The organism is Streptomyces sp. GDS52, from assembly GCF_052246875.1.
GTDB classification, from domain to species: domain Bacteria; phylum Actinomycetota; class Actinomycetes; order Streptomycetales; family Streptomycetaceae; genus Streptomyces; species Streptomyces cathayae.
Genome location: NZ_CM125966.1, coordinates 1,534,976 through 1,558,987, shown reverse-complemented (window position 1 = coordinate 1,558,987; position 24,012 = coordinate 1,534,976). Strand labels below are relative to the sequence as shown.

Sequence of the window (24,012 nt, the reverse complement as noted above, 5' to 3'; positions counted from 1 at the left end):
GGGGCCTCCTTCAGCTGGTGGGGAAGGTGACGGGCAGGGCGGCCAGGGAGCGGTGGAAGGGGCCGGGGCGCCAGGTGAGGTCGTCGCGGTCGCCGTCCAGGTCCATCTCGGGCAGCGCGTCGAGGATGTGGAGGATGGCGGCCTCGGCGATGAGGTAGGCGTGCGAGCGGGCCGGGCAGCGGTGCGGGCCGGCGCCCCAGGCGAGGTGGGCCCGGTTGCCCAGCGGCCGGTGGGATCCCAGGGCAGGGTCGTTGTTGCAGGCGGCGTAGCTGATGACCACCGGCTGGTCGGCCGGCAGCAGGAACCCGCCGATGTCGGCCGGCCGGGGCGGGTAGGTCATCGCGAAGTTCGCGAGCGGGGGGTCACGGTAGAGGACGCTGTCCAGGGCCTCGCGGACCGAGGCGTCACCGGCGTGCAGGTCCCCGGAGAACTCACTGTTGGTGAGCATCTCCAGGAGGGTGTTCGTGATCAGGTTGGTCAGCGGTTCGATGCCGGCCCCGTAGAGGGTGATGAGCTGCTGGCCCATCTCCATGTCGTCGAGTTGGGCGACGTGGGTGAGGAGTCTGCTGGTCACGTCGTCGCCGGGGTGCCGGCGGCGCAGGGCGACGAGGTCCGCGACGGCCTGGACGAGGATCTGGTTGCCGATGGAGGCGTTGACCCCGTCGAAGATCTTCGCCATCCCGTCGGCGATCCGATGGCCGATCTCGTCGGGGCAGCCGAGCAGGTGGCTGAGCATCTGGAACGCCAGGGGCCAGGCGTACTGGGACAGCAGATCGGCCCTGCCGTCGGTCTTGAAGGCGTTGATGGTCTGCTCGGCGACCAGTTCGACGTGGTCGCGCAGCGTGTGCTGGTCGACGGCCCTGAGGGCGGTGGTGTTCGCGGCCCGGTAGCGGGCGTGCTCGGCGCCGGCCGAGCGCAGGGCGTTGGGGCGCCATTCCATCATCGGCCGGATGGGGCAGGTGTCGGGGACGGACGTCTGCCATCGGCGCGGGTCGGCGGGGAAGCGCTGCGGGTCGCCGAGGATGCGGCGGGCCTGCTCGTAGCCGACGACCAGCGTGGCGGGCACGCCGGGGGCCAGGTCCACGGGAACCAGGGGGCCGCACTGTTCGCGCATGTTCTGGTAGGCGGCGTGCGGGTTCTGGGCGAAGTCCGGCTCGTATAAGGGGATGCGGTGGGTCGTGGTGCTCACGGTCGGTGCTCCAGACGGTGCGCGAGACGGGCGAGGTATTCGGTGAGCTGGATCAGGGCCTGCATGCAGGACGCTCGCTCGCGGGCGTCGCACATGGTCAGCGGTGTGCGGCCCTCCAGAGCGAGGGCCTCGTGGACTTCTTCGAGCGGGTGGCAGGGGGCGCCGTCGAACTGGTTGACCGCGACCGCGTACGGGACGCCGTTCTCTTCCAGGAGGCCGAGGATTTCGTGGGAGGCGTCTAGGTCGCGCGGGTCGACGAGGACCAGGGCGCCGAGGGCACCGACGATCAACTCCTGCCACAGGAAGCTGAACCGGGCCTGGCCCGGGGTGCCGAACAGGTAGAGCACGAGGTCGTCGCCGAGGTGCTTGCGCCCGAAGTCCACGCCGACGGTGGTGGTGGACTTGGCCGGGGTGCGGGCCAGGTCGTCGACCGGGGCGCTCGCCCGGGTGATGGTCTCCTCCATGTGCACCGGGGGCACCTCGGAGACGCTGCCGACGAAGGTGGTCTTGCCCACGCCGAAGGCTCCGGCGACCACGATCTTTGCGGTCTCCGTCACCGTCGGTGCGACGAACCGGTCAGGCGTGAGCGCGAAGGCCATGGAGAACCCTTTCGAGAAGTGAGGCCGGGGGCCGGTCGTCCTGGCGCCGGGCGAGGGTCATCAGTCCGTGCTCGATGAGGTCGGCCACGAGAATGCGGGTGGTCGAGGGCGGGAGGGCCAGTGCGGAGGCGACCTCGGCGACGGCCAGCCCGCCGCCCTGCGCGGGTGCGAACAGGGCGAGCACGCGGCGTGCGTCGGTGTTCAGGCCGGGGCGGGTGCCGGTCGCAGCGAAGACCACGCTCTCCAGGCGCACGTCCGTGTTGGGGCGGGTCCGTCCGCCCGTGCGGACGTAGGGCCTGACCAGATCCGGGTCCTGCCGCGGCCTGCTCATGCCAGCGGGGCCTGCGCGCCGCCGGCGACGCGTGTCTCGACTCCCAGCTGGTCACCCACGCTCGCGGCCAGGCGCAGCGCGGCCTCGCTGATCACCCCGATGTCCGCGTGCGGGCTGTCGGTGCGTACGGCGAGCATCGTGTTCTCGCCGGCCGGGATGAGCAGGGAGATGTGGTCGACCGACTCCATGACGAACTGGCGCACGCCCCCGCCGCTCGTCTCCCGGTCGTAGGCCCGCGATGCTCCCCACAGCGTGGAGGCGATGGCCGAGATCTTCTCGGCGCGCTCGCGCGGCAGCCGGTCGGTGTGGGCCGGGCTCATGCCGTCCGCGGCGACCAGCACGGCGTACTTCACGCCGGCGGTGTCTTCCAGGCTTTCCAGGAGCCAGCTGATCTTCTTGTCGGTCATGCGTCGTGTCCTTGGTCGTTGTCGGCGGTGGGCAGGGAGGTGTCCTGCTCGATGCGGGCGCGCTGGGTGCCGCGCGCCCAGTCGGCGATCACGCTCGCCCGTCCCGGCTCGGCGTTGGCCGGGCGGGGAGCAGGCGGGGTGGCGGGCGTGGTGCGGCGGCTGCGGACCGTCAGTCCGCTGGCCGTTGTTCGGGCAGCCGGGGGCTCGTGGGCGGGCTCCCCGGCCGTCGGGGGGACGGGGGCAAGCGCGGGCTGCGAAGGTGCAGGAACTGGGGCGAGCGCAGGCAGCCGACCGTCCGGGACGGGGGCGAGCGCGGTCGGAGCAGCGTCGGGTGTGCCCTGCGGGGATGCCGGAGGAGCCTGCGGCACCGTGGTGAGAAGGTCCTGGGGGAGGGTGAGGAGCGCGCGGGTGCCCAGCAGGGAGTTGGGCGCCTGGACATCGACCCGGAATCCGTAGGCGTGCGCGAGGGCGGCGGCGACCCGGAACCCGGTCTGCGGGCGGGCGCCGAGCTGCGTGATGTCATCCGTGCGCTGCCCGGTGAGGATGTCCCGGGCGGCGTCGAGCTGCTCCGGCGTCATCTGCAGACCGCTGTCGTCCACGAAGACGGTGACCCCGTGGTGGCCCTGTTCGAAGGACACGTGCACTCTCGAGTGCGGTGGCGAGAAGCGCAGCGCGTTGTCCAGCAGCAGCGCGAGGGTGTGCACCACGGGCCCGACCACGCGGGTCCTCACCGCGACGGTGAGTTCCTGGGGCTGCACGCGCTGGTAGTCCTCGACGGAGCCCATCGCGGCCCGCACCACGTCGGTCAGCGTCGTGGTGGGCCAGTGCCGGGTCAGCTTGCCGCTGGCCATGATGGTCCAGCCCTGGGCGACCAGCAGCATCTGCTGGACGGTGTGGTCGATACCGGTCAGCGTCTCGAACGCGGCGTCGTCCTCGTGCGCGCGCACGCCCTCGCTGACCTTGCGACTGGTCTTGGCGGCCATGCCCACCAGCGCCGACGACACGCTGCGCACCGCGGCCTCGGTCGACCGCACCGCAGTGGCCCGTACCCGAGTGATCTCCTCCTGCGCGGTGGTATGCGCATGCTGCAACTCCTCCGCGCTCCGCGTCTTCGCCTGTTCGATCTCCTGGTGCGCCGTGTACTGCATGTCGCGCACCACGGCCTGGACGACGCCGGCGGTGCCCTTGACCACGTTGGTCAGCTGCTCGCCGACCGCGGTGCCGGCCAATTCCGGCGCAGCGGCCGGCACGGAGATCCGGCCGCCCGTCTGGTGGATGTGGGGCAGCGTCTCGTGGACCAGCATGCGCAGGGCACGCTCGGTGGCCTGCTGTTCGCGGGCCAGGAGGCGAGCCTGCTGTTGCGCCCTCCGCCAGCGGCGGTGGATAACCCAGGCTGCTGCCCCGGCGACGATGGCTGCGGCGGCGAACAGGATGACCATGATCGTGGCGGTTGCGTTCATCAGACACCTGCCACCAGGAGCACGTCCGGCTCGACCGCGGGCGCCCCCGAGTCGAGCTGCTGCAGGAGGAGCGCGGATCCGATCACCCCGATGTGGCTGTAAGCCTGCGGGAAGTCGCCCAGTTGCCGCCCGGTTGCGGGGTCGTACTGCTCGATGCGCGGTAGGCGTTTCATCGTGTAGATCTCCGTTAGGCCCCGCGAACGGGGTGGGTTTCAGCGCCGTTTGGGGCGGCCGGTGAACTGTCGGTGAGGCGGGGCACCGTCGCGGCGGCGACTCGATCTGCGCCGGTGAGGTCTCCTCGCCGACTTGCGGGGACTGACGGCGGGGTCACCGCGGAGAACCAGCCAGGCTGTGGGACCGAGGATCAGGACGATCAGAACCGCTCCGGTGACGGTCATGTCCGGGGCATGGAGGCAGCCAGGACGAGACAGGCGAGTGCGAGGGCGAAGACCGCGCCACGCAGGACATTGATTCCAGGCGTCCACCGACGCCGTTCCCGCTGCTGCTTCGCACGATGGCTGCCGCAGGTCCCCACTGCCGCGGCGAGCTCCTGGGTCGCCTTGGCCAGTTGGACCAGGTACACCCTGCTGGGCATATAGCTGTCGGGGACCCCCGCCGAGCCGAGCTGTTGGGCGTGGCGCAGCGCTGGTTCCTCGTTCGGCACCATGACGCCGAGTTGATTGATGTGACCCCGCAGACGCCTCGCGAGGTCTTCCACGTCGGCAGCGGTCTCCGGCAGCGGCGATTCCTCGTCCAGCACGAGCGCCACCGTCTCCGCCGTGGCTGTTGCTTGATCGCGCCGCCGGACCGGCTCGTCAGTGACGCGAGCCTTCCTGCTGGGCGTGGCGCGTTGACCGTCCGCCTGCCGTGGAGCCAGCGAAAGGCGCATGACGCAACTCCTTTTCGAATCAAGACAAGTTGATCGGAATTCGCCGTGCGGCGGCGTCGGTCGTCGTGCAAAGTGAGTGATCTGGTCGCTACGTTGAGCGAACCGTGAATCGCCGCCGAGGGGTATGCCTGCGCGACCCTCGGGGCCGTCAAAGGCGTCAAAGATCATTTCGGAACCGAGGGGCAGCCCATGGCCCGTGCGCGAAACGAAGCCCTTGCCGCACTTCTGCGTGAAGCCGGCTGGTCCCAGCCGCAAGCAGCCGCAGCGGTTGTCCGGGTAGCGGCGGAGAGCGGGGTGCGTGAGCTGGAGGCCATCTCCCGCTCGCACATCGCCATGTGGGTGCAGGGCACACAACCGAGTGGCCAGGCACCTCATATCCTGCGCGAGACGCTGTCCCGCAGACTCGGCCGCCACCTCACCCTGGCCGACCTCGGGCTGGAAGGTGAAGCCACAGGCCAAACCGACAGCGGTTCCGACTGGAGCGTTGACCCTTTGACCGTGCTGGCCGAGCTGGGAAGCGACGACCTCGATATGCACCGACGCAAACTGCTGGCGACTGCCGCGTACTCGGCCGCCGGCCTCGCCTTGCCCACCGCCTCGTGGTGGGCAGCCGCCCCCGCCGCAGCGGCGAAGCGGCCAGTGGTCTCTCCGCGGCTGGCGACCCAGGCTGACATCGACGATGTCCGCGACCTGACGACTTTCTACTCCGCGCGCGATCAGCAGCGCGGCGGAGCCGCCGGCCGCTCGGCCCTGGCCGGCCACCTTCGCGACGAAGCGGTGCCCCTGCTCGGCAGCAGGTTCCGCACGGAACAGCTCCGCCGCGACACGTACTCGGCCGTGGCGGAGATGACCTACCTCGCCGGCTGGATGGCCTTCGATGCCTCCGAGCACCGCACCGCCCAGCGCTACCTCACCCTTGCCGCCCGCATCGCGGCCGAAGCCGGCGACGGACCGCTCGGCGGCCACATCCTGCGCGCCCTCGCCCACCAAGCCGTGGACCTCGGGCACCCGCGTAGGGCACTCGCCCTGGCTGACGCCTCCATGTCCCGCGACCGCTACGGCCAGGCGAGCCCCCGGGAGAAGGCCCTGCTCGCGATCGTCCACGCACGAGCCCTGGCTGCCGACGGTGACCGCCCCGGAACCCTCGCGGCCATCAGCCGCGCAGAGCGGGACCTCGCCCGAGCCGACAACAAGGAGGCGCCGGGCCGTGTGGGCTTCTTCCAGGAAGCCTCCCTCGCCCACGAGACCGCTTGCGCTCTGCGCGACCTGGGCCGGCCGCTCGACGCGGAGATCCACTTCAAGCGCAGCGTCGCGACCCGACGCCGGCAGCAGTACGCCCGCACCCACAGCGTGACCCTCGGCTACCTCGGCGCCGTCCAGGTCCAGCAAGGACGCCTCGACGAGGCGTGCACCACTTGGAACCAGGCTCTCGACGCCATGGCCGGCGTCCAGTCCGGCCGCGCCCGCGACGTCATCGTCCGGATGCAGAGCGACCTCTCGCCCGTCCGGCAACGCGGTGGGCGACATGTCGCCGAACTGGACCGTCGAGCGCGGGACATGCTGCGGGCCATAGGCTGACCGCGGAGCAGGTCCGCGGCACCGACCAGCGGCTGCCGAACACGCAACTCCGAGGGAGAGGAACGAGCGCCGATGACGACGTACGAGGTCGAATCGATCGCAACGGTCGTCGGGGGCCACACCCGCGTTCAGGACGACTACCAGGGCGGGGTCGAATCGATCATCAGGCTCGACGACGCGTACCCCCTCGAAACGCTGCAGGGAATCGAGGAGTTCTCCCACCTGACGGTGACGTGGCGCTTCCACCTGGCGCGCCCCGAAGATGTCCAGCTCCACGCACGCAGCCCACGGGGAAACCAGAACTGGCCGGCGACCGGTACGTTCGTCCACCGCAACCACCGGCGTCCCAACCAACTGGCAGTCAGCTACCCGCGGTTGCTCAAGGTCGAAGGTCGGGACCTTCTGGTCACCGACCTCGATGCCGTCGATGGGACGCCCGTGATCGACCTGGCGCCGTACTTCGAACAGATGGGGCCCCGGGGCTCGGTCCGTCAGCCGGCTTGGCCAGGCGAGATGCTCGACCCGAGCTACTGGGTGGACGCAAGCGAACGACCTGCGGAGCGCAGCGTGTAGTGGGAATGACTGAGCTGTTCTGTACGCCCTGCGCACTACGACTCCGTGGGCTCGGCGGTCTGCGGGGCATGGTGTTCGGGATCGGCAATGAAGAACCACACGTCTTTCCCCTCGCCGGACATCGCCACCGAGAACTCGTCGACCAACGCCCGCACGAGAGCGAGGCCCCGGCCTCCGAGGTCGAGAGGTGCCGCTGTCTTCCGCACGATCGGCCGAGGGTCTTGATCGCGGACGACCGCAGTGACACCGCCCGGGACGTGCTGTACGAGCAGGCTCGCTGAGAGCCGCCCGTTCTCATCCGGGCTGGTGTGCACCAGCACGTTCGTCAGCAGCTCGTTCACGGCGAGAAGTACGATCTCGGCGACTTCACCGCTGATCTCCCACCAGGAGAGGTGGTAACGCACTACACCGCGCACGAGACCCAGGTGCCTCTTCTCGAGCTGGAAGGTCATGTCGAGTTGGCCCCGAATGCTTCTGGACGCGGCTCGGGTCGATGGGCCCGCGCCGGGGCTTTGAAGAAGTGTGCTCATCGATGCTCCGTCCGTTGCGCCGGAAGCCCTACATCGGGGGCGGTTGCGGTGTGTACTGGGGCCGAATCAGTCAGCAACCATTGAGACAGAGCACGGGCTCGTCGTGCAGGCCCTGATGCCGAGAGCCGAAGAGTTCGGCATCGCGAGGATGGGGAACGGACATGCCGCAGCCAGAGAAGCCGCTCAACCCGGGAGCCTCTCCACAGGATTGGTTCGGCAGCGAGCTGCGTTTCCGACGTAAGGCAGATGGCCTCTCGGCCAAGGCTCTGGGACGGTTAGTGCAGGTCAGCGATGACATGATCTTGTCGATCGAGAAGGGGCAGTACCCCTCGTGCCAGCTGGAAGTGGCCCAGTGTCTGGACAAGGTGCTGGAGACCGGCGGCGTCTTCGAGCGGGCATGGCCGATGGCCTTCGGCCCCCGCGATGCCGATAAAAAGCGCCCTGATGCCGATAAGCGCTCTCGCAAGGGGCCGAATGCAACGGCTCAGGTGCATCGAGGCCGCATCCTGGGCAGTGACGAAGTACCTCCTCGCCTTGGGAGCCCCGAGCCCGTGGACCGACGCGCGTTCCTCCAAGCCAGCGGCCTGGCCGCCATTGCCCCCATAGACCTCACGCAGGCTTTTGCCCCGTACGAGCTGACGCTTCCCGATTCGATCAGCTCCCACAACGTCGACCAGGTTCAGGAAGTAGCCACCGCGATCAGCGGTTGGGACAACAAGTTCGGTGGCGGAGGCATGATCGGCGACGTCGCCGGCCGTGCGATGCAGTGGGCGGCCAGACTCCTGAGCGCCAAGTGCCCGGAAACCTTGCGGTCCGACCTCCTGGCGGCCGTCTCCTGGCTGGGCATCGTCGTCGGCGCCTCGGCTTTCGACTCCTACAACCACACCTACGCCACCGCCACGTTCCTCTTCGCCGCCGACCGCGCCGAGGAAGCAGGGGACTGGCACCTGCGCGCGAAGGCATACTCGTTCCTCGCACGACAGGCCGTGTGGCTCGGTCAACCCGACGACGGGCTCACGCACGCCGAGAAGGGCCTGGTGCGCTCCGATCGACTTACCGCCACCGAGCGGGCCATGCTGCACACGGCACGGGCCAGAGCGTTCGGCAAGATGGGCAACGTCCGCGACTGCATGGCCGCTGTCGGCGAAGCCGACGAAGCGTTCTCCCAGGCTCGCCCGTCCGAGGATCCGCCGTGGATGGCCTACTACGACGAGGCCCAACACAACGGCGACACTGCGCATGGGCTGTTCGACCTTGTCATCCTCGCGGACCAGGACCCGGGGCGGGCGGCCCGCCGCCTTGATACCGCCGTGAAGGGCTACTCGGACGCCTACAAACGCTCCCGGGCCATCTCCCGCACGAAACTCGCCGCACTCGTCATGGCCAAGGGCGACCCCCGCCAGGCTGCCGCCATTGGCCATGACGCGCTGGACGAGGTAGGCCGACTCACCTCCTGCCGCGCCGCCGACGACCTACGACAGCTCGGCGCGTTCGCCACCAGGCACCCCAAGGTGGCGGAGGCCGTCGCCCTGCGGGAGCGCATCGCCGCTACGGTCTCCGCATGACCACCTCGGCAGCAGCCCCCGCCCGAGAGGCCCTCGAGCAGGCATGCGTCGCCGTGGGGCTCGACCCCAGCGGGGCCGAGCCCGTACGACTGGCAGAGAACCAGATATGGAGGTTGCCCGGACAGCATGTGATGGTTCGAATCGCGCGGCGTGGCCAGACCACAGCCGCGCTCCGGGAAGTACGGGTTGCGCGATGGCTCGCCGAGAACCACATGCCGGCCGTCCGCCCCGCCGCCGTCGGACAACCGATCGAGGCGGGCGGCCGGCCCGTCACCTTCTGGGAGGAACTCCCGCCGCACGAACACGGCAGTCACACGGAAGTCGCCCAGCTGCTTAAACGCCTCCATTCCCTGCCCACTCCCGATTTCGAACTCGGATACCTGGACCCGTTCGTCCGCATCAGCGAGCGTCTTGAGGCCGCAACTACATTGACCGGTGCGGACCGTGAGTGGCTGAAGGGGCTTCACCAAGAACTTGCGACAGCGTGGGAAGAGCGCTCACCCGGACGCCCGGAGTGCGCTGTTCACGGCGACGCCTGGCCCGGTAACCTGATCTGCACTGCCGAGGGCCCTCTGATGATCGATCTGGAACGCTTCTCGCTGGGCCTACCGGAATGGGACCTGGTCTCAACCGCCGTACGGGCGCGGACAACGGGCGCGGTCACGCCGGCGGAGTACGACGAGTTCTGTGCCGCGTATGGGTACGACGTAACCGCCTGGGCCGGTTACCCGATCTTGGCTGGCGCTCGGGAACTCCGGATGGTGACATACGCGGCCCAGCACGCCGCCAGCAATCCCGAGTGGGCAGATCAGGCCCAGTACCGCGTCGACTGCCTGCGTGGCCGCCGCGGACCGCGTCCGTGGAACTGGAAGGGAATCATGTAGTTCGTATCGACTGAGGCGGTCGACCGCGGAAGCATCGGGTCAGGCGTTGGACGCAACATAGCCGACGATTTTCAGTCGCCGCCGCCGGTGCAGCAGCTTCGCCGTGAGTGCGCATCCGGGGAAGGTGATCGCCGTGCAGATCCTGGCATTCGGCATTCGCCCACGGCAGACGAGGTAGAACCTCGAAGGACTGGAACCCTCTCCGGAGCTATGTCAACGTACAACACCCCGGAAGCGCACGGTCGGCAAACGCCCACCGCGTAACACGATGAGGAATCTCTTCTGCCGATGTATGCCCTCCGACCCGTCTGGCTGCCCTTCCCTCTTGGCCTTCACCTGCGCGAGGCAAAGCTATCGGGTTTGCGTCAGAAGGTGATAGGGCGTTTGAGGGCGTACGGGTTGGTGCTGTGGCCGGCAGCCCGGGGCGGAGAAGTGCCAGGCGCGAGCGGAACATAGCCGACGATCGCCGGTTAGCCAAACCGGCGATTCCGCAGACCATTGAACCTGTCGCGCTGATCCCCACGTGGCGCATTCAGTCATTTCCTCTGAGGAGTCAGAGCCGTGTCTGTCGAGGTCAAGGACGAAGAATGGTTGTATTCCGAGGAGCAGGTTCGATCGCTGCTCGATTGGGTGCGTGGGCAGGCGGGTGCTCATCGCTCGGTGTACCCCTTCATGCGCATGGTGGCCGAGCAGGCTCTGCGTCCGAGCGAGGCTCGCGCCCTGCGAGTGAGTGACGTGATGCTCCTGGAGCGTGACTTGGGCAAGTTGGCGGCCCGCCACAATGGGATGGTGAGGGAAATTCCCCTCCAGCCGCAGGTCACCGTGTTCCTGCGTGAGTGGATCAGCGAGTCCGACCTGCATGACGCCGATCTGCTGTTTCCCGGTACGCGAGGTGGGCCGCTTTCGGTTCCGTATATCAGCAGATGTGGCAGCAGGCCCAAGAGGCCGTCTTGTCAAGGGACGCGCTGTACTCGTGGCGCCTGGGGGATCCCATCTCCATCCTCCGTGATTCCTGCCTGGCGAAATGGCTGAGGATGGGCGTCCCATCCGTCACGGTTGCCGAGTGGGCCGACGTGACCCCGAGGTGGCTGGTGCTGCGTTACCCGCACTGCTTCCGTACGGAGAAGGTTGGGATCGACTGGGACCACCTGGCCGAAGCCATGGCTCTTCCGGACTCGCTCAAGTCGTAATTTTTGCCCCGTGCTCTGGCTGACAGCCAGAGCACGGGCACCACTAATCATCCTCTCCTGTATCGGTCGTCCTTGCCCTGAGGAAGCCGTCCCGTGATTGGCCTCCCTCTCTCGGCAACCCTCCGTGACGCGGTCCCACTGCCTTGGCAGGGCTGGTTGACCGCCTGGGAGCCCCAGATGCCCCGGTTGCCGACTCGCTGGGCCCCAGCCCACCCTCACTCGAGGTCACCTCCATGCCTGCACGCTTGTTGTCCATCCCTGCCGTCGCCGCTGCCCTGGACGTCGACCGCCGCACCGTCTACCGCTTCATCGCCGCTGGCGACCTGCCTGTCGTCGACCTCCGTACCGGACCGGGCCGGTCCCGAGTACGGGTACCCGTGGCCGGCCTCGACGAGTTCATCAGCCGCCGCGCCGTCGTACCGCCGGCAGCCCGTCGCTAACTCATGCCATCCCGGCCCCGTCACCGTTGAACAAGGAGCAGAGCCTCGTACCTCCGCAAGTTGAAGTCCGGCAAGTGGCAGGCGACCGTGCGCAACCGGGCAGGAGACCGGTTCAGCGAGTCGTTCCCCCTCAAGGCGCAGGCCCGCGCCTGGGGTATCGAGTTGGAGACCCAGTTCGCCAGCGGAGGCTTGCGCGACCCGCGGGCCGGTGAAATGTCGTTCCGCGAGTGGCACGACCGGTGGTGGAACGCTCGCATAGTTGAGCCCCACACGCTGCGCGGTGACGCCTCCAGCATCAAGAACCACGTCATGCCCTACTGGGCGGACTGGGAGATGCGGGCCATCACCCGTATGGACGTCCAGAGCTGGATCCGGACTCTGGTCGAGAAGGGCACGGGGGCCTCTGCGATCAAGCGGGCCTACAACCTGACGTCCTCCATCATGCGCGCGGCCGTCGACGACGACGTCCTGGCGGTGACCCCATGCCGCAGCATCGACCTGCCCCAGATCGCCGTCAAGCCGCCGCAGTGGTTCACCCTTGACCAGGCGCAGAGCATCCTGGACGAACTCCCCGCCGTGTGGCGGACGATGTGCCTGCTCGGCTTCTACACCGGACTGCGCTGGGGCGAACTCTCGGGCCTGCACCGCCACCGCATCGACCAGCGCCGCTCGCGCCTGTTTGTGGTGGAGGTCAACACCAAGAGCGGCATCAAGGAGTACCCCAAGAGCTCCAAGAGCCGTAGAGAGGTCCCGCTCCCACCCCACGTCCTGGAGGCACTCGAATGCCACATCCGCCGATTGGACCGTGACGCGCTCGTCTTCACCACCGTCACCAAGGGCCGGTCCGGCCGACGCATCGACGACGGGAACTGGCGCCGCCAGACCTGGTGGCCCGCCGTCAAAGGCGCCTACTACTTCGACAGCGACGGCGAGCAGCAGCACGTCCCGCACTATCCGCCGCACTCCATGCGCCACACCTGCGCCTCGTGGCTGGTCCAGAAGGGAGTCTCGCTCTACGAGGTCCAGCACCTCCTCGGGCACGAGAGCTTCCAGACCACCCAGCGCTACGCGCACCTGCAGCCGGACGCGCACAAGGCCGTCCTCGGAGCCTGGGAGCGGATGGAAGCCCCGCTCACCGTCGCTGCATGAACGTTCCTTCGCCTCTGTCCGCGCCGGACAGGGGCGAAGGCGTTTACGAGCGGGCTGAGCTCGAATCACGGGCTCCCGTCGATCGGTTGGTCTTGAGGGGAACCCGGCGCTGCTCGCCGGGCCTTCCGCAGCGCTTAGACTCTCACCGTGGTAGGAGAGGACGCCCACTTAAAGGGAATCTCGGGAGCGAAGAGAGCCAAGCTCTATCTCGAGGGCACGATGCGTATCTGCGGGGCCTTCGCGAACACGGATTCGGACGCCTGGGCGAGGAAACTGACGCTCGCCTGGCCGGAGGGCGGCGGCCGGGCCTTCTCCTTCGACCTGGGCGGGTCGATGCGGGGCGCCCCGTACCATGGCGACCACTTCTGCGCGGAGGTCAAGCACTATCAGGGTCCGGCGGACCAGGGCACTCACTTCGTTGAGTTCCTCGCCAAGTGCTACGTCGCGCACCAGGAGAAGTACCTCTTCGGCGATCACTACATGTGGATCACCTGGGCCCCGTTCAACGTGAACAGTTGGTCGCAACTACACGAGCCGCAAAGGATCGAGTCCGCTGTCGTCCAGCACCGGCAACGCATCTTCGGTGACGTCTCCGAGGACGAGGCCAGGAAGGAGATCGACGCGATCGCGGTGCAGAGCGTGTCCGAGCGCGTGTGGCGCATCGTCCTGTCAGAGAAGCAGGAGGGTCTGCTGCCCCTCACCGAGTGGCGAGCCATCCTGGCGCACGAGCTGACCCTAAGGGGGGAGTGGTGAACGCCGTCGCATCGTCGATCGCGGAGGCACTCGAGGCGGACGACCCGTACCGCTCGTTCGCCGAGATCAAACGACTCCTCGAACAGCTCCTCCGGCAGATCAATCCGCAGATCCGGACCAGGCGCACCGGATACTACAACCACACCCACATGCCGGACCTGGTCATGCGATGGCCGCACGACGACGACCTCAGCGACCGATACGTCTACCTGCGCAGTACGACGGACGCGGACGAGCTCGGGTTCGACATCACGCGCCTTGCTCGCCAGGACCGGCCCATCGTTCTGGCGCTCGGCGCCCTCCGCCCGTCCTTCGAGGCCCGCGCCCTGGATTCGCTCGCGATCGAGCACCACACCCTGGTGTTGGACCTGGCGGCTTTCGCGGAGCTGACCTCTGGCGAGTCGGCCGACACCGCCTTGAGGCGTCTGATCGCGAACACCGTCATCGAAGGCGGCCAGGGTCTCCTTGACAAGCGCTCCGTGTCCCGGCTGGCCCGTGCCATGACGACGGGCGCGCAGGCAGCCCGCCGCGGTGAGCGTGAGGGGACTGAGGACGCGCTTGCTTTTGCCTCGGACACGCTGTCCCCACCGATCGCGCACCGCCTGACGGCCTTCTTGGGTACCTTATGGCGCGCTAGTGGTGCACCGGTAGCCGCGCTCGAACGCGCTCCCAGGTATCCGCAGCAACTGGACGAGTCGTCGCTCGATTACCTCCTCGAGGGCCAGGAGATCCCTGATGGGAACTTCTGGAGCCGTATCACCCGAGAGATCACTCTGACCGATCTCCTGCGGCACGGCAGGATCACCGCCACCGACAATCTCCAGCACCTCATGCGCGCCGCGCTGAGCACATGGAACGCCCGGGTTTGCGGCGTAGCCCCCTCCTCCGTCGCCGCTCGCCGTGGCGCAGCCCCCCTCCACTGGACTAAGGGCGAGGGAGTCCTCAGCTTCGACGCGCCCGGCTTCGTTCTCACGCTCGCACAGAAGGTCGACCACCTGACATCGTCGGCGGCACGGGTCACGTACGAACTGCCGGCCCTCGACGAGGTCGGCAATCGTCTGCCGCTCCTAGGGCTGAGCCTCAAGGCCATCACGCTGGTCAACGGTGGCGGGAAGGTGGCGTACGAAGGAGAGGTGGGCGCCTTGCATGGGGACCGGCTCCGCCTCCTCAGCGAATCCCTCGGACCGGGAACCCTGGTCAGGAATCTCGAAGCAGCCCTGCCGCCAAGTGGCGTACCGGTGAGGTACAACTTCTCCACCCGGACCGCCTCGGTAAAACCGCCGCGCGGCAGTGTCCCCCTACTGGAGCTCGTGAACACGTCCATTCGACTCTTCACAGATCTATCCCGCGCGGAGGAGGAACGCCTCGTCGAGGTGATCCCGTCGGGCGGCCGCACCCTGCATGCCGGAATCGAGCACGACATGCCGGGGGCAGAGTCACCCTCCGACTGACGCGCGGCGGGTCTACAGTGGGCATACCGATGCGCCCGGCCCTCGCCTACCGTCCGCCAGGAGGCTGCTGTCGAACCGCTGACTGTAGACAGCTCATGAGGCCGCCACAGTGTGCCTCGGCCTGCGGAACCTGCGGTGTTCACCGACGCCCCGCGGGGCCTCGGTGCCAGTATGGGCTGCTCCCAGGAGATCCATGGCGTGGCTCCGTAAGGGGGCACTGCTGACCGACGGGACGCGGTGGCCGTGATCCGGCGCCTCGCGGCCATTGGCGCGGCAGGAGGCGGCGGCCCGAGTGTACTCCGGCTGACGAAAGATCAGCTCCGCACACTACGCGCCGGTTTCGCACGCATACCCGGACCCCGAACGTCAGACCTTCCCATGCCCCCGATGGCCGTAGTCGGATGTTTCAATTGTTGGGCCAGGTGCTCCGCGCTCCGCAGCCCGACCCGGCGATCAGGCCAACTGCAGGGCTGCGGCGCCTGCCGCGACGTAGAACACCATGAACAGTGCTGGAATCCACAGCTCTACCAGCGTGAGCGGGACGTACAGTCTGACCGTCTTTCCGGCGCCCAGTTCCCCCCACTCGGCGTCGTACAAGCGGGCGGGGAGCCGCCGCTCGAGCGCGCCGATGACCTTGTATTTTGCCCGATTGAGCTGCCGGTAGGAGGCAATGAGCAGGAACCAGGCTCCGCATTGGCCCACGGCAACCAGGCCCGCTACGACCAGCCCCCAGGTCGGCATGCCTTGCAGGACGGTGCCGCTGACCGCGCCGGCAGCGGTGAGCAGGGCGGCGTTGGTCGTCAGGAAGAAGGTGTTAGTCAGGCTCCTGCGGGCGCTGATCCGGTCGGCCATCTCTACGTAGAGCTTGTACTGCTCCAGGATCGCCGCCTGGTACTTCTCTCCCGCCGCGTCGTAGTCCTGTATGCCCAGGCGACCGTTCCACAGCCGTGTGTCGAGCTCTGTCAGGGCCTCCGGGTCCGCCAAGTCAGGGTTCATGCGGGCACTTCCTCAACGTCCCCGGCCTCCGGCGGCAGTTCTCCCTCGACCTCGCGCACCTTCACGTCGATTCTCCCCGGTTTTTTGCGGGAAGGGGTGACCTCCTCGACGTAGACCCAAACCCGCCTACCCTCTTTGATCTGGCTGGCCTCCAGTTCCTCGCGTAGCGACTGCGACATCTTTCGCGCGTGCAGCAAGGCAAGCGTGGGCAGGTTCGGGTAGCCATCCAGCTTCACAAGCACGAATCCCGCGTTGGGGACGCTGACGGTGGCGCCTTGTCGTTCCCCGACCTGCGGGTACGCATCCATTGACAGGGTTGACATCGGAGCGGAGGGAGCCAGCGCGTCGGTCGGCGGGTTCGCGAGCGCGATTTCGATGCGCTGGCGCGCCCGATCGACCCACCTGATCACGACGAGCACCTCATCCTGCTCTTCCAGTCCCGCCGCCTCATGGTCCCGCACCCGGGAGCGACCACCCCCGGGCAACTCGACCCAAACACCCGCCTTATTCACCTCGTACACTCGCGCGGTGTACGTTGAGCCCCGCTGGTAGGTCTGTTCCCACTCGTCCCATGGATCTTCGCCTTCTTGCTGTGTGAAGATGAGAGTGTTGTCCCGATGCACGAAAAAGCCGGAGACTTCCTTGCCGACGAAAAACCTCTGCGACATGTGATCCGGGATGACCTCCCGGTAGCTCACGTCTTGTTTGTGCATCTCAGCGATACGCCGCGGATTTCGGAGATCGCGCACGCGGATGTGGTCCGCGTTGATCTCCTCGACTTTGGCTTTGGCGCGCATTCGATCTTCGGGAATGTAGGGGCGCAGGTCCATCTCAGGCTCACGCCGCTGTTGGCGCATGGCTTCAATTTCTGCGCGCAGGCTGGTTCGTAGTTCTGCCAGGCCCCTGATGCTCCACTCGTACGACACGACGCGGAACAGTCCCTGAGTGTTGCTGGGGACCATGGCTCCCTTGTGCGCGATCACCACCAGCCGTTTCTTCAGGCACAACGCCCATGCCAGTTCCATGGCGACGGACGTTGAGGGGACGGACAGATCGGCGACCACGATCCCTGCCCGGTCGATCCCGGATCAAGCAACGTCCATCGCACTCTCGGTGGTGCCCGGAACCTTGTCAGCGCGCTCGGCGCGGAGCCCCCAGTTCCTGATCCAGTCCTCGAAGTGGCCCTCGTACAAGTCGTCGAAGTTTTCAACGCGGCCGTTCGGCAGTTCCTTGTCCTCGTACGGCATCGCGAAGAAGACCATGTCCTCTTCGACCGACCCTCGGCGTCGTAGGTCCAGTGTCACTTTTCCTCCGCCTCTGATGGCTAGTTACAAACTGACGGTTATTTGCATTCTGCGTCACTGCCTGTGCAATACGACTGGTGGGGAAATGTATGCACCGTAGGATGGGTCGGGTGCTGTCGCCGCAGTAGATATCGGATGTGCCGAGACGGCGTCGCTAATTTTGTGGCACCCGTATGGCTGCATCGCTGGCTCAAAAAAATGCGGTCCGACTGGCATCCGCTCTCGTGAACTGGCCAGTTCTAAGGCTCATCGCAGCGTTGGCGTTTTGTGAGCGGGACCACGTAAATTCCCTCCGTGAATCATCTTTCGGCATCCTCGAGAACAATGCGCGACTTGGTGAGGTGTGGCAGCGCTCTAGTTGGATCAGAGCGCTGTCCTACCCTGCCGTCCGCTGCCAGCGGGCGATTGATCTTGAGCATCGGGGACAGCGGGCTTTGTTCGCCACGTGGTGGGAGGGGTCATAATCAATGAATCAATCTGAATGTCCAGGAGGTGGTCTGGGTTGGCAGGCAGGCCGGGGCGTCGGGAACAGCCGCTCGATCCACAGGAGGGTCCGCTCGAACGCTTCGCGCTGGGGCTTCGGGCACTGCGTCAGAAGGCCGGACTTACCTACACGGAGATGGCTGATGTGGCGCGGTTTTCCTCCAGCACCCTGTCCCAGGCCGCCGCCGGACAGCGGCTCCCCACCCGAGAGGTACTCCGTGCCTACGTCCGTGCCTGCGGTGGGGACCCACGCGGATGGGAGGAGCGCTGGGAGAGCGTACGGCGTGAGGTGTACGGGCCTGAGAAGCAGGCTGCCGGCGCCGTCCAGCGTGGCTTCGGCCAAGCCGAAGCCACCAGTTTTGTGGGCCGTGAGCCCGAATTGGCCGCTGGCAGCAGACTTCTGGAGCGGTGTCGGCTGGTCACCCTGGTCGGGACAGGCGGAGTGGGTAAGACTCGGCTGGCCAGGCGAATCGTCCGTGAGGTGGCCGAGCGGTTTGCGGATGGTGCGTACTGTGCGGAGCTGGCCGACCTCGGCAGCGGCCACGCGATCGCCGAGGTGATCACCTCCGCCGTCGGCGTGCAGGTCGCAGCGGGGCAGGACCCCTTGCACACACTTGCCGGGGCACTGCGTGGACGGAGGGTTCTCCTCCTGCTGGACAACTGCGAGCATGTGCTGGACGGATGCGCCCACACTGTCCGCGACCTGCTCACGCTCCTGCCGGACCTGCGCGTCCTTGCCACCAGTCGGCAGCCCCTCGATGTCGGCGCCGAGCACGTGCTGCAGGTGAGACCATTGGGCCTACCGACCATGGCGCATGGGCATTTGCTCCACTTGCCCGCCGGGGAAGAGGATCCCATGGCCTCCCCGGCCGTGACTCTCTTCGCTGACCGGGCCGAGGCCGCCTCCCCCGGTTTCCGGGTCACCGAGGCGAACCGACACACCGTCGCTCGCGTGTGCCAGAGGCTGGACGGTCTGCCCCTCGCCTTGGAGATCGCCGCACGGCGGCTGCGCACATTGACCCTCGAGGAACTTCTGGAACGACTCGACCACCGGTTCCGCCTGCTCGGCCCCGGCGGCCGCGACCGCACGGCACACCCTCGCCACCAGGCGCTGCGAGCGCTTTTCGACTGGAGCTACGAGTTATGCACCGAGGCCGAGCGAAGGGCCTGGCAGCAGCTGTCGCTGTGTTCCGGCGGGGCGCTGCTGAGCGATGCCGAGCAGCTCTGTAGGAGTGCCGACGAAGGTGAAGTCCCCGTTGCTGACGCAGCCGATGACGCTTTCGAAGCCGTGGCCGGGCTCGTGGACAAGTCACTTCTCACGAGCGAGGAAACCGACGGTCAGACCCGCCTACACATGCTCGAAACCGTTCGCGCCTACGGGCAGGAACGCCTCGCGGAAAGCGGCCGAGCACAGCACGTCCTACGCCGCCACCGCACGTGGTATCTCAACCTGGCCGCACAAGCGGGAAACGCTTACGGCTCGTCCGAAGAGGCCAGCTGGCTGCGTCGCCTGCGCGCCGAGCACCCCAATCTGCGGCAGATCGTCACCGCATCGCCCCCAGCCGGTGAGCCCGCGGAGACCGTGCTGCGCGCGTCCCTCGGCTTCTGGCTGCACTGTCTGACGTCGGCCAATGTGGGAGAGGGCGCACGCTGGATGCGGAAGATCCTCGAACGGAACCCACGACCTCCCTCCCCCGAGGCAACCGGCACATGGTGCCAAGCAGCCTGGGTGGCAAGCTTCTTGCTGCTTCTCCACGGGGACCACAGCAGTACCCAGGAAATGATCAGTCGTGGTGAACAAGCCCTGGCCGACACGCCCACTACATCCGGCTCTGCGAACCCATCCACGCACCAGGCGACCAGGGCCGAACTCTCCGCCGCTTTTCTCCAGCTACGCGGCTTAGCGGCACTGGTCACCGGGGACATGGTGACCTCAGCGAAGTACGCGCAGTCCTCCCTGGCAATCGGACACTGGTCCGACTCGCTGTTGACGCACGCCCAGTGCATCGCTCAACTCGGCTTCACCGCCGTCATCCAGGGCGACCGTACTCGCTCTACTGCCTTGCTCGAACAGGCACTGGCGATGTCCGAGGCTCGAGGGGACATATGGCACCGGTGCTACCTTCTATGGGCCCTCGCCGTTGACCACGGCGAAGCAGAGCGGCCGGAGATCGCCCTGCAACTCCTCTACCGCGCGCTCCAGCACACCGGGGAGATCAATGAACACATGGGAGAGGCGGCCCTCGGCGAGACTTTGGCCTGGGTGCTTTCCTCCTACGGCGACGCACGCTCGGCGGCAGTCGTGCTGGGGGCCGTGGACCGCGTGTGGCACCCATCCGGCACTCCTCGACTCTTCGGTTTCGCTCTCTTGACCTCCTACCGTGAACGCTGCCTCCGGAACGCCCGTAGGTCGCTCGGTGATATTGAGTACACACGTGCGTACCAGGAAGGCCAGCGCCTTGGTCTGCGTCATGCGCTGGAGATGGCGTTTCAGAACAACGTGCCAATAGAGACGGTCGGGTAGCCCGGTGCTGCGCCGCCGCTCGTTCCCCACTACCCACCGCATTCCAAGCGGCGCATGTGCACTTCCGGGCTGGCGCAGAAGGGCGTCTCTCTGTACACGGTCCAGCACTTCCCCGGGCACGAGAGCTTCCAGATTACCCAGCGGTACGCGCACCTGCAGCCGGACGCCCATAAGCCAGTAGAAGGGGCGGGTCTCCGCAGCGAGTTCGGCCTGGTGCCGGGCCCGGTGCTGCTTGGGCAGGCTGTGCTTGAGGTCGGCGTTGACCAGCCCGTCGGGGTTGAGCTCGGGTGAAGCTTGCCCTTGTGACTGAGCTCCTGGAGACCGGGACATGAGGTTCCAGAGTAAGTAGGGGACTCTCGGCCTTGACGCTCGTTTGACGCTCTGGACGTCTGCATGAAGGACGATGAGCCGAGAAACCGGCTCTGACCAGGGCTTTTCTGGGACCCGTTCAGGCCGACATCTTTCCGATGACGCACCACGTGGAGTGCGTGGCGATTCTGGAGCCTGCTGAGAAGGGGCGTTGACCTGCGGTTCTGTGAAAGCGGGGGATGAATTCGACGTCTTTCCCCGGTGGAAACAGTTCGAGGCGTGATGGCTTGGCCCTGTGGACTTTGGCCTGGGCTTTTCCGGTGTGGTGGCTGATTGTTGCCCGGTCCGCGGACGGGGCGTCCTGGAAGTCCTGACGCTGAAATGACGCTCGTTCTGACGGACTTTCAGGTGGGTGGTGCGCGGACACGGGCGGCTGTCAGGGAGGGAACGGGTGCGGTGAAGCGGGTGGCCGAGACGCTGAGGCCGAGCTCGTCGCCCGTATCGCCGACCGGCTCGACTTCCCCGGCCCACCCACTTCAGCAAGTTCTTCCACCGGCGCACTGGCCAGTCCCAGATCTGGATTCCGGCGGCAACCGGGAGCCGACGCCGAACGCCAGGTTGATCAGGTCCGTAACCGGCCCGCCCTGTGTCGATGCCGGCGGCGGACGGCTGACGCGGGTTACACGTGCCGCCTGTGCATCGAAGTCGACGAGGGTGGCGAGGAACTGTTCGACCTCCCGTCGTAGCCGCGGCGGATCCTCCTCCACGAGGCAGAGGTGAAATCGGGCATCCGCTTCGATGTGGGCGGTGTCTGCCCGGTCGGCGGGTCGCATGGCACAAGCGCTCGTCGCACGCGTACTCGGCGTTGGCCGTTCCGAGGCATCTCCGGAGTGTGGGCCGGGGGGCGTCAGTTGCGGTTGTGGGTCCTGTTCAGCAACTCGAAGAAGACGTCACCGCGCACCACCTCGAACGGGTCGTCCAGGAGTGCCGCGAGGGCTGCGATGTCGTTCGGTGCCCAGGTCCAGGCGTTGATGGCCGCGGCGATGAACAGGGGGCGGGACGGGTCCCGGTGCTCGATGTGCTTCAGCAGTGCGTCCCGGAATTCCGGGCCCTTGCCCTGCGGAAAGAAGTTGCCGATCACCGGGATGCCGCCGGCGCGGGTCTGGAGGTCGCCGGTCTCCCAGGACTGGATGATGCCGCGCAGGGGTGTGTGGCGGGCGTACGAGGAGACGACGCGTTCGTCGAAGGGGGTCCAGCCGTCGCCCGCCGCGTTGCGCGGGTTGTACGCATACACGAGATCCATGCCCGTGCGGCGCAGATAGCGGCCGGTCAGTTCGGTGTAGGCGGCCAGGTGCTCCTCGGGCCAGGAGGCGGGGTAGGTGTAACCGGCGCCGGACGGGCCGCAGACGAGGAGGTCGTTGTCGGTGGCGGTGCGCTGGTAGTGGGCGAGCAGCGCGGGGCCGAGGTCGGCGAGCAGAGGGCTGACGGTCCAGTTGACGGGGACGGTGCCGCGTGCCGGGTCGTCCCAGATGTCCCGCATACGATGCTGGCAGTACTGCACGTTGTCGCCCTCGCCGACGGTGAAAGTGACGTAGACGCGGTTGCGGAGCCTCGCTTTCGGCCGTGTGCGGACACGGCTGGAGACGCGCGCGGGCACACCCGCGTGGACCGTCCCGTTCATGTAGAAGTCCGTGGCGACGACCTCGACGCCGTGCCGCGAGGCGCGGTCGACGCCGCTCCATTCACCGGCCACGTCGTTGGGGAACCAGCCGGTGTAGGGCGTGGTCGGCGCGAGCCGGCTCAGCGCGTCGTCGAGCAGGTCACCGGTCTCGCCGGCGGGCGGCAGCCACAGGACCATGGCCCTGCTCGCGACCGCGTAGTCACGGAAGTGGGGGAACGGTTCGCGTCGGGTCGGGGCCGTGGTGGTGGCGGTGACGAGGAACTGGTTCCACAGGTCGACCTCGGCGACCAGCCGCTCCGTGCCGCCCGGGACGGTGAAACGGTAGACGAAGTAGCCGCCGTCGCCGTCGCCGAACCGGTTGGCGTCGCCGCCGATGGAGGAGTTGAGGCCGTCGAAGAGGTAGGGCCTCTCGGCTTCGGTGCCCGGGGTGAAGCCGACGGTCTGCACCCCGTCGGCGTACAGGGCGACGGAGCCCACGGACGCCCCCCAGCCGTCGTCGCCGAAGGAGTCCTGGAACCGCAGATACACGGCGCCGCCGTTGCCGCCGTCGCTCAGCTCCGGGCTCAGGTCCAGCGTGCGGGTACGGCGGTTGGAGCTGTCGCGCACACGCTCCGTCTCCCTCGCGATCTCCCGCCACCGCACCCCCGTGACGGGCACGGTGCGGACCGGCGGCAGTCCGGCCACCAGGGTGTGGGCGCAGCGTGGGAAGAGGTGGCGGAGCTGCCAGCGGTAGGTGGCGGGCACGTCGTCGGGGTCGAAGCGGCCGCGCAGGTCGGTGACCGTTCTGAGGCCGTGACGGTCGGCCTGTTCCGCGGTGGCCGCCACCGCGTCGGTCAGACCGGCCAGGGTGGTGGCGACATTGACCGAGTCGGGCACGTCCGGGTCGATCAGCACGGCGCCGTGCACCTCGCGGCGGTACCGGTTCACCAGGTCCAGGGCGTGGTCGTGAGGGGTGATGCCCGCGCCGGTGCCGGCCAGCCAGCGCAGGTCGGCGTCCCCGGTGTCGTAACGGAAGTAGAGGCGTGGTTCGCGGCGGTTGACGACGCCCTGGAGGGTCGTGAGAAGCAGTTGGTCGTGGCCGTCGAGGGCGCTGACGTCGGCCACGTCGAGGCGGGTGGGGCGACCGAAGGACGGAAGGAGGCGGGGCGCGGGGGCGGCCCCGGCCCGTGGTGGCCGTACGAGTCCCAGCCCGCCCGCCGCGACAGTCGCGCTGCCCGTCCGCAGCAGATCTCTCCGTGTGACCATCGATGATCTCCGCTTTCCGTAGCTGCTGCGCCCGGACTTGGACATCGTTGTCAATCGCTCGGTGAGCGTAGCGAGAGAATGCGCCGGTCGTCCATGGCGCGTACGGGATGCGGCTGGTTTCCGGCGTTCGGCCAGTCGTACGGCCTCGTTGTCCGTTGTCCGTTGCCCGTTGCCCGGTGACCGGTGACCGGTGACCGGTGAGGGAGAGCCGCTGTGCGCAGCCGTGACGCGAGGGGCCGGGAGTCTTTGGGGCGTTGGCGGTGCGTGGGCCCTCGGTGGCCAACGGCTCCCTGGTCTGCCGGGTTCCTCTGCCTCGGTGGGTCAGCGGAGCACGCCGGTATGTCCTCGCGCGTGTGACGGGGGTCGGGCCGGGGTCGGGGTGGGGGCGGGTGCGTCACGTGTTCGTTGCGTTCCAGGCCATTGACTATGGACATCCCTGTACCTACGCTCTCGCTTGTACATGGTTGTCCATACACAAAGTG

Annotated in this window: 22 protein-coding genes and 1 pseudogene; 11 read left to right on the top strand and 12 right to left on the bottom strand. The window is 67.6% G+C overall.

Annotation, left to right across the window (positions count from 1 at the left end):
- Positions 1–10: 10 nt before the first annotated feature.
- The 7 genes from ACTWJ9_RS06990 to ACTWJ9_RS06960 all read right to left on the bottom strand — a co-directional run bounded on the left by ACTWJ9_RS06990 (position 11) and on the right by ACTWJ9_RS06960 (position 4,875).
- The gene (locus ACTWJ9_RS06990) at positions 11–1,189 is read right to left on the bottom strand and encodes a cytochrome P450 (RefSeq protein WP_443295374.1); all 1,179 of its coding nucleotides are present in this window, start codon (positions 1,187–1,189) and stop codon (positions 11–13) included.
- Positions 1,186–1,788, bottom strand: a complete 603-nt coding sequence (locus tag ACTWJ9_RS06985) for a GTP-binding protein (RefSeq protein WP_443295373.1) — start codon at positions 1,786–1,788, stop codon at positions 1,186–1,188. The genes ACTWJ9_RS06990 and ACTWJ9_RS06985 overlap by 4 nt, the downstream gene beginning before the upstream one ends.
- A complete protein-coding gene (locus tag ACTWJ9_RS06980) occupies positions 1,766–2,119 on the bottom strand; it encodes a DUF742 domain-containing protein (RefSeq protein ID WP_443295372.1) in 354 nt (117 codons plus the stop codon). The genes ACTWJ9_RS06985 and ACTWJ9_RS06980 overlap by 23 nt, the downstream gene beginning before the upstream one ends.
- A complete protein-coding gene (locus tag ACTWJ9_RS06975) occupies positions 2,116–2,526 on the bottom strand; it encodes a roadblock/LC7 domain-containing protein (RefSeq protein ID WP_443295371.1) in 411 nt (136 codons plus the stop codon). Before ACTWJ9_RS06975 ends, ACTWJ9_RS06980 begins: the two co-directional genes overlap by 4 nt.
- Entirely contained in the window at positions 2,523–3,986 is a 1,464-nt protein-coding gene (locus ACTWJ9_RS06970; RefSeq protein WP_443295370.1) for an ATP-binding protein, read from the bottom strand. The genes ACTWJ9_RS06975 and ACTWJ9_RS06970 overlap by 4 nt, the downstream gene beginning before the upstream one ends.
- Positions 3,986–4,159, bottom strand: coding sequence for a hypothetical protein (locus ACTWJ9_RS06965; protein WP_443295942.1), 174 nt, complete (start codon positions 4,157–4,159; stop codon positions 3,986–3,988). Before ACTWJ9_RS06965 ends, ACTWJ9_RS06970 begins: the two co-directional genes overlap by 1 nt.
- A 221-nt stretch (positions 4,160–4,380) precedes the next feature.
- Positions 4,381–4,875 (bottom strand): DUF6415 family natural product biosynthesis protein, encoded by a 495-nt coding sequence (locus tag ACTWJ9_RS06960; protein ID WP_443295369.1) that lies wholly within the window; start codon positions 4,873–4,875, stop codon positions 4,381–4,383.
- 189 nt (positions 4,876–5,064) lie between these two features.
- Between ACTWJ9_RS06960 and ACTWJ9_RS06955 the strand changes: the two genes are divergently transcribed.
- Together ACTWJ9_RS06955 and ACTWJ9_RS06950 are read left to right on the top strand one after the other, a co-directional pair.
- Positions 5,065–6,453 carry a Tat pathway signal protein gene (locus ACTWJ9_RS06955; RefSeq protein ID WP_443295368.1) on the top strand — a complete coding sequence of 463 codons (1,389 nt, stop codon included), beginning with the start codon at positions 5,065–5,067 and terminating at the stop codon, positions 6,451–6,453.
- Positions 6,454–6,525: 72 nt separating this feature from the next.
- Positions 6,526–7,026, top strand: coding sequence for an SAM-dependent methyltransferase (locus ACTWJ9_RS06950; RefSeq protein WP_443295367.1), 501 nt, complete (start codon positions 6,526–6,528; stop codon positions 7,024–7,026).
- Between the two features lie 35 nt (positions 7,027–7,061).
- Here ACTWJ9_RS06950 and ACTWJ9_RS06945 read toward each other — a convergent pair whose 3' ends face one another.
- Entirely contained in the window at positions 7,062–7,478 is a 417-nt protein-coding gene (locus tag ACTWJ9_RS06945) for an ATP-binding protein (RefSeq protein WP_443295366.1), read from the bottom strand.
- Between the two features lie 239 nt (positions 7,479–7,717).
- On the opposite strand from ACTWJ9_RS06945, the gene ACTWJ9_RS06940 reads away from it, so the two are divergent.
- The 7 genes from ACTWJ9_RS06940 (at position 7,718) to ACTWJ9_RS06910 (ending at position 14,988) form a co-directional block, all read left to right on the top strand.
- Entirely contained in the window at positions 7,718–9,121 is a 1,404-nt protein-coding gene (locus ACTWJ9_RS06940) for a helix-turn-helix domain-containing protein (RefSeq protein WP_443295365.1), read from the top strand.
- Positions 9,118–10,005, top strand: a complete 888-nt coding sequence (locus ACTWJ9_RS06935; RefSeq protein ID WP_443295364.1) for an aminoglycoside phosphotransferase family protein — start codon at positions 9,118–9,120, stop codon at positions 10,003–10,005. The genes ACTWJ9_RS06940 and ACTWJ9_RS06935 overlap by 4 nt, the downstream gene beginning before the upstream one ends.
- Before the next feature lie 561 nt (positions 10,006–10,566).
- Positions 10,567–11,037, top strand: a complete 471-nt coding sequence (locus tag ACTWJ9_RS06930; protein ID WP_443295363.1) for a tyrosine-type recombinase/integrase — start codon at positions 10,567–10,569, stop codon at positions 11,035–11,037.
- Positions 11,038–11,428: 391 nt separating this feature from the next.
- The gene (locus tag ACTWJ9_RS06925; RefSeq protein WP_400013029.1) at positions 11,429–11,635 is read left to right on the top strand and encodes a helix-turn-helix domain-containing protein; all 207 of its coding nucleotides are present in this window, start codon (positions 11,429–11,431) and stop codon (positions 11,633–11,635) included.
- Positions 11,636–11,695: 60 nt separating this feature from the next.
- A complete protein-coding gene (locus ACTWJ9_RS06920; protein ID WP_443295362.1) occupies positions 11,696–12,784 on the top strand; it encodes a tyrosine-type recombinase/integrase in 1,089 nt (362 codons plus the stop codon).
- A gap of 219 nt (positions 12,785–13,003) precedes the next feature.
- Positions 13,004–13,537, top strand: coding sequence for a hypothetical protein (locus ACTWJ9_RS06915; RefSeq protein WP_443295361.1), 534 nt, complete (start codon positions 13,004–13,006; stop codon positions 13,535–13,537).
- Positions 13,534–14,988 carry a hypothetical protein gene (locus tag ACTWJ9_RS06910; protein ID WP_443295360.1) on the top strand — a complete coding sequence of 485 codons (1,455 nt, stop codon included), beginning with the start codon at positions 13,534–13,536 and terminating at the stop codon, positions 14,986–14,988. The genes ACTWJ9_RS06915 and ACTWJ9_RS06910 overlap by 4 nt, the downstream gene beginning before the upstream one ends.
- Before the next feature lie 453 nt (positions 14,989–15,441).
- On the opposite strand, the gene ACTWJ9_RS06905 is transcribed toward ACTWJ9_RS06910, so the two are convergent.
- From ACTWJ9_RS06905 to ACTWJ9_RS06895, 3 genes are read right to left on the bottom strand one after another with little or no spacing between them, the layout of a single operon-like run.
- The gene (locus ACTWJ9_RS06905; RefSeq protein ID WP_443295359.1) at positions 15,442–15,984 is read right to left on the bottom strand and encodes a RipA family octameric membrane protein; all 543 of its coding nucleotides are present in this window, start codon (positions 15,982–15,984) and stop codon (positions 15,442–15,444) included.
- On the bottom strand, positions 15,981–17,048 hold the full coding sequence (locus ACTWJ9_RS06900; protein ID WP_443295358.1) for a hypothetical protein: 1,068 nt from the start codon (positions 17,046–17,048) through the stop codon (positions 15,981–15,983). Before ACTWJ9_RS06900 ends, ACTWJ9_RS06905 begins: the two co-directional genes overlap by 4 nt.
- Positions 17,049–17,072: 24 nt before the next feature.
- A complete protein-coding gene (locus ACTWJ9_RS06895; protein WP_443295357.1) occupies positions 17,073–17,288 on the bottom strand; it encodes a hypothetical protein in 216 nt (71 codons plus the stop codon).
- Between the two features lie 502 nt (positions 17,289–17,790).
- On the opposite strand from ACTWJ9_RS06895, the gene ACTWJ9_RS06890 reads away from it, so the two are divergent.
- Both ACTWJ9_RS06890 and ACTWJ9_RS06885 read left to right on the top strand, forming a co-directional pair.
- Positions 17,791–20,295 carry an ATP-binding protein gene (locus ACTWJ9_RS06890; RefSeq protein ID WP_443295356.1) on the top strand — a complete coding sequence of 835 codons (2,505 nt, stop codon included), beginning with the start codon at positions 17,791–17,793 and terminating at the stop codon, positions 20,293–20,295.
- A gap of 39 nt (positions 20,296–20,334) precedes the next feature.
- Positions 20,335–20,586: pseudogene (locus ACTWJ9_RS06885) on the top strand (tyrosine-type recombinase/integrase); the annotation flags it as partial.
- A 925-nt stretch (positions 20,587–21,511) separates the two neighbouring features.
- Here the strand turns inward: ACTWJ9_RS06885 and ACTWJ9_RS06880 are convergent.
- Positions 21,512–23,530, bottom strand: coding sequence for a GxGYxYP domain-containing protein (locus ACTWJ9_RS06880; protein WP_279333367.1), 2,019 nt, complete (start codon positions 23,528–23,530; stop codon positions 21,512–21,514).
- Between the last annotated feature and the right edge of the window lie 482 nt (positions 23,531–24,012).

What these genes read in the sequence shown, in the direction of transcription:
- ACTWJ9_RS06950 (WP_443295367.1), top strand. Translation starts at nt 6,526, where the DNA reads ATGACGACGTACGAGGTCGAATCGATCGCAACGGTCGTCGGGGGCCAC.
- ACTWJ9_RS06945 (WP_443295366.1), bottom strand. Translation starts at nt 7,478, where the DNA reads ATGACCTTCCAGCTCGAGAAGAGGCACCTGGGTCTCGTGCGCGGTGTA.
- ACTWJ9_RS06905 (WP_443295359.1), bottom strand. Translation starts at nt 15,984, where the DNA reads ATGAACCCTGACTTGGCGGACCCGGAGGCCCTGACAGAGCTCGACACA.
- ACTWJ9_RS06975 (WP_443295371.1), bottom strand. Translation starts at nt 2,526, where the DNA reads ATGACCGACAAGAAGATCAGCTGGCTCCTGGAAAGCCTGGAAGACACC.
- ACTWJ9_RS06965 (WP_443295942.1), bottom strand. Translation starts at nt 4,159, where the DNA reads ATGAAACGCCTACCGCGCATCGAGCAGTACGACCCCGCAACCGGGCGG.
- ACTWJ9_RS06880 (WP_279333367.1), bottom strand. Translation starts at nt 23,530, where the DNA reads ATGGTCACACGGAGAGATCTGCTGCGGACGGGCAGCGCGACTGTCGCG.
- ACTWJ9_RS06925 (WP_400013029.1), top strand. Translation starts at nt 11,429, where the DNA reads ATGCCTGCACGCTTGTTGTCCATCCCTGCCGTCGCCGCTGCCCTGGAC.
- ACTWJ9_RS06940 (WP_443295365.1), top strand. Translation starts at nt 7,718, where the DNA reads ATGCCGCAGCCAGAGAAGCCGCTCAACCCGGGAGCCTCTCCACAGGAT.
- ACTWJ9_RS06980 (WP_443295372.1), bottom strand. Translation starts at nt 2,119, where the DNA reads ATGAGCAGGCCGCGGCAGGACCCGGATCTGGTCAGGCCCTACGTCCGC.
- ACTWJ9_RS06970 (WP_443295370.1), bottom strand. Translation starts at nt 3,986, where the DNA reads ATGAACGCAACCGCCACGATCATGGTCATCCTGTTCGCCGCCGCAGCC.
- ACTWJ9_RS06915 (WP_443295361.1), top strand. Translation starts at nt 13,004, where the DNA reads ATGCGTATCTGCGGGGCCTTCGCGAACACGGATTCGGACGCCTGGGCG.
- ACTWJ9_RS06955 (WP_443295368.1), top strand. Translation starts at nt 5,065, where the DNA reads ATGGCCCGTGCGCGAAACGAAGCCCTTGCCGCACTTCTGCGTGAAGCC.
- ACTWJ9_RS06935 (WP_443295364.1), top strand. Translation starts at nt 9,118, where the DNA reads ATGACCACCTCGGCAGCAGCCCCCGCCCGAGAGGCCCTCGAGCAGGCA.
- ACTWJ9_RS06985 (WP_443295373.1), bottom strand. Translation starts at nt 1,788, where the DNA reads ATGGCCTTCGCGCTCACGCCTGACCGGTTCGTCGCACCGACGGTGACG.
- ACTWJ9_RS06960 (WP_443295369.1), bottom strand. Translation starts at nt 4,875, where the DNA reads ATGCGCCTTTCGCTGGCTCCACGGCAGGCGGACGGTCAACGCGCCACG.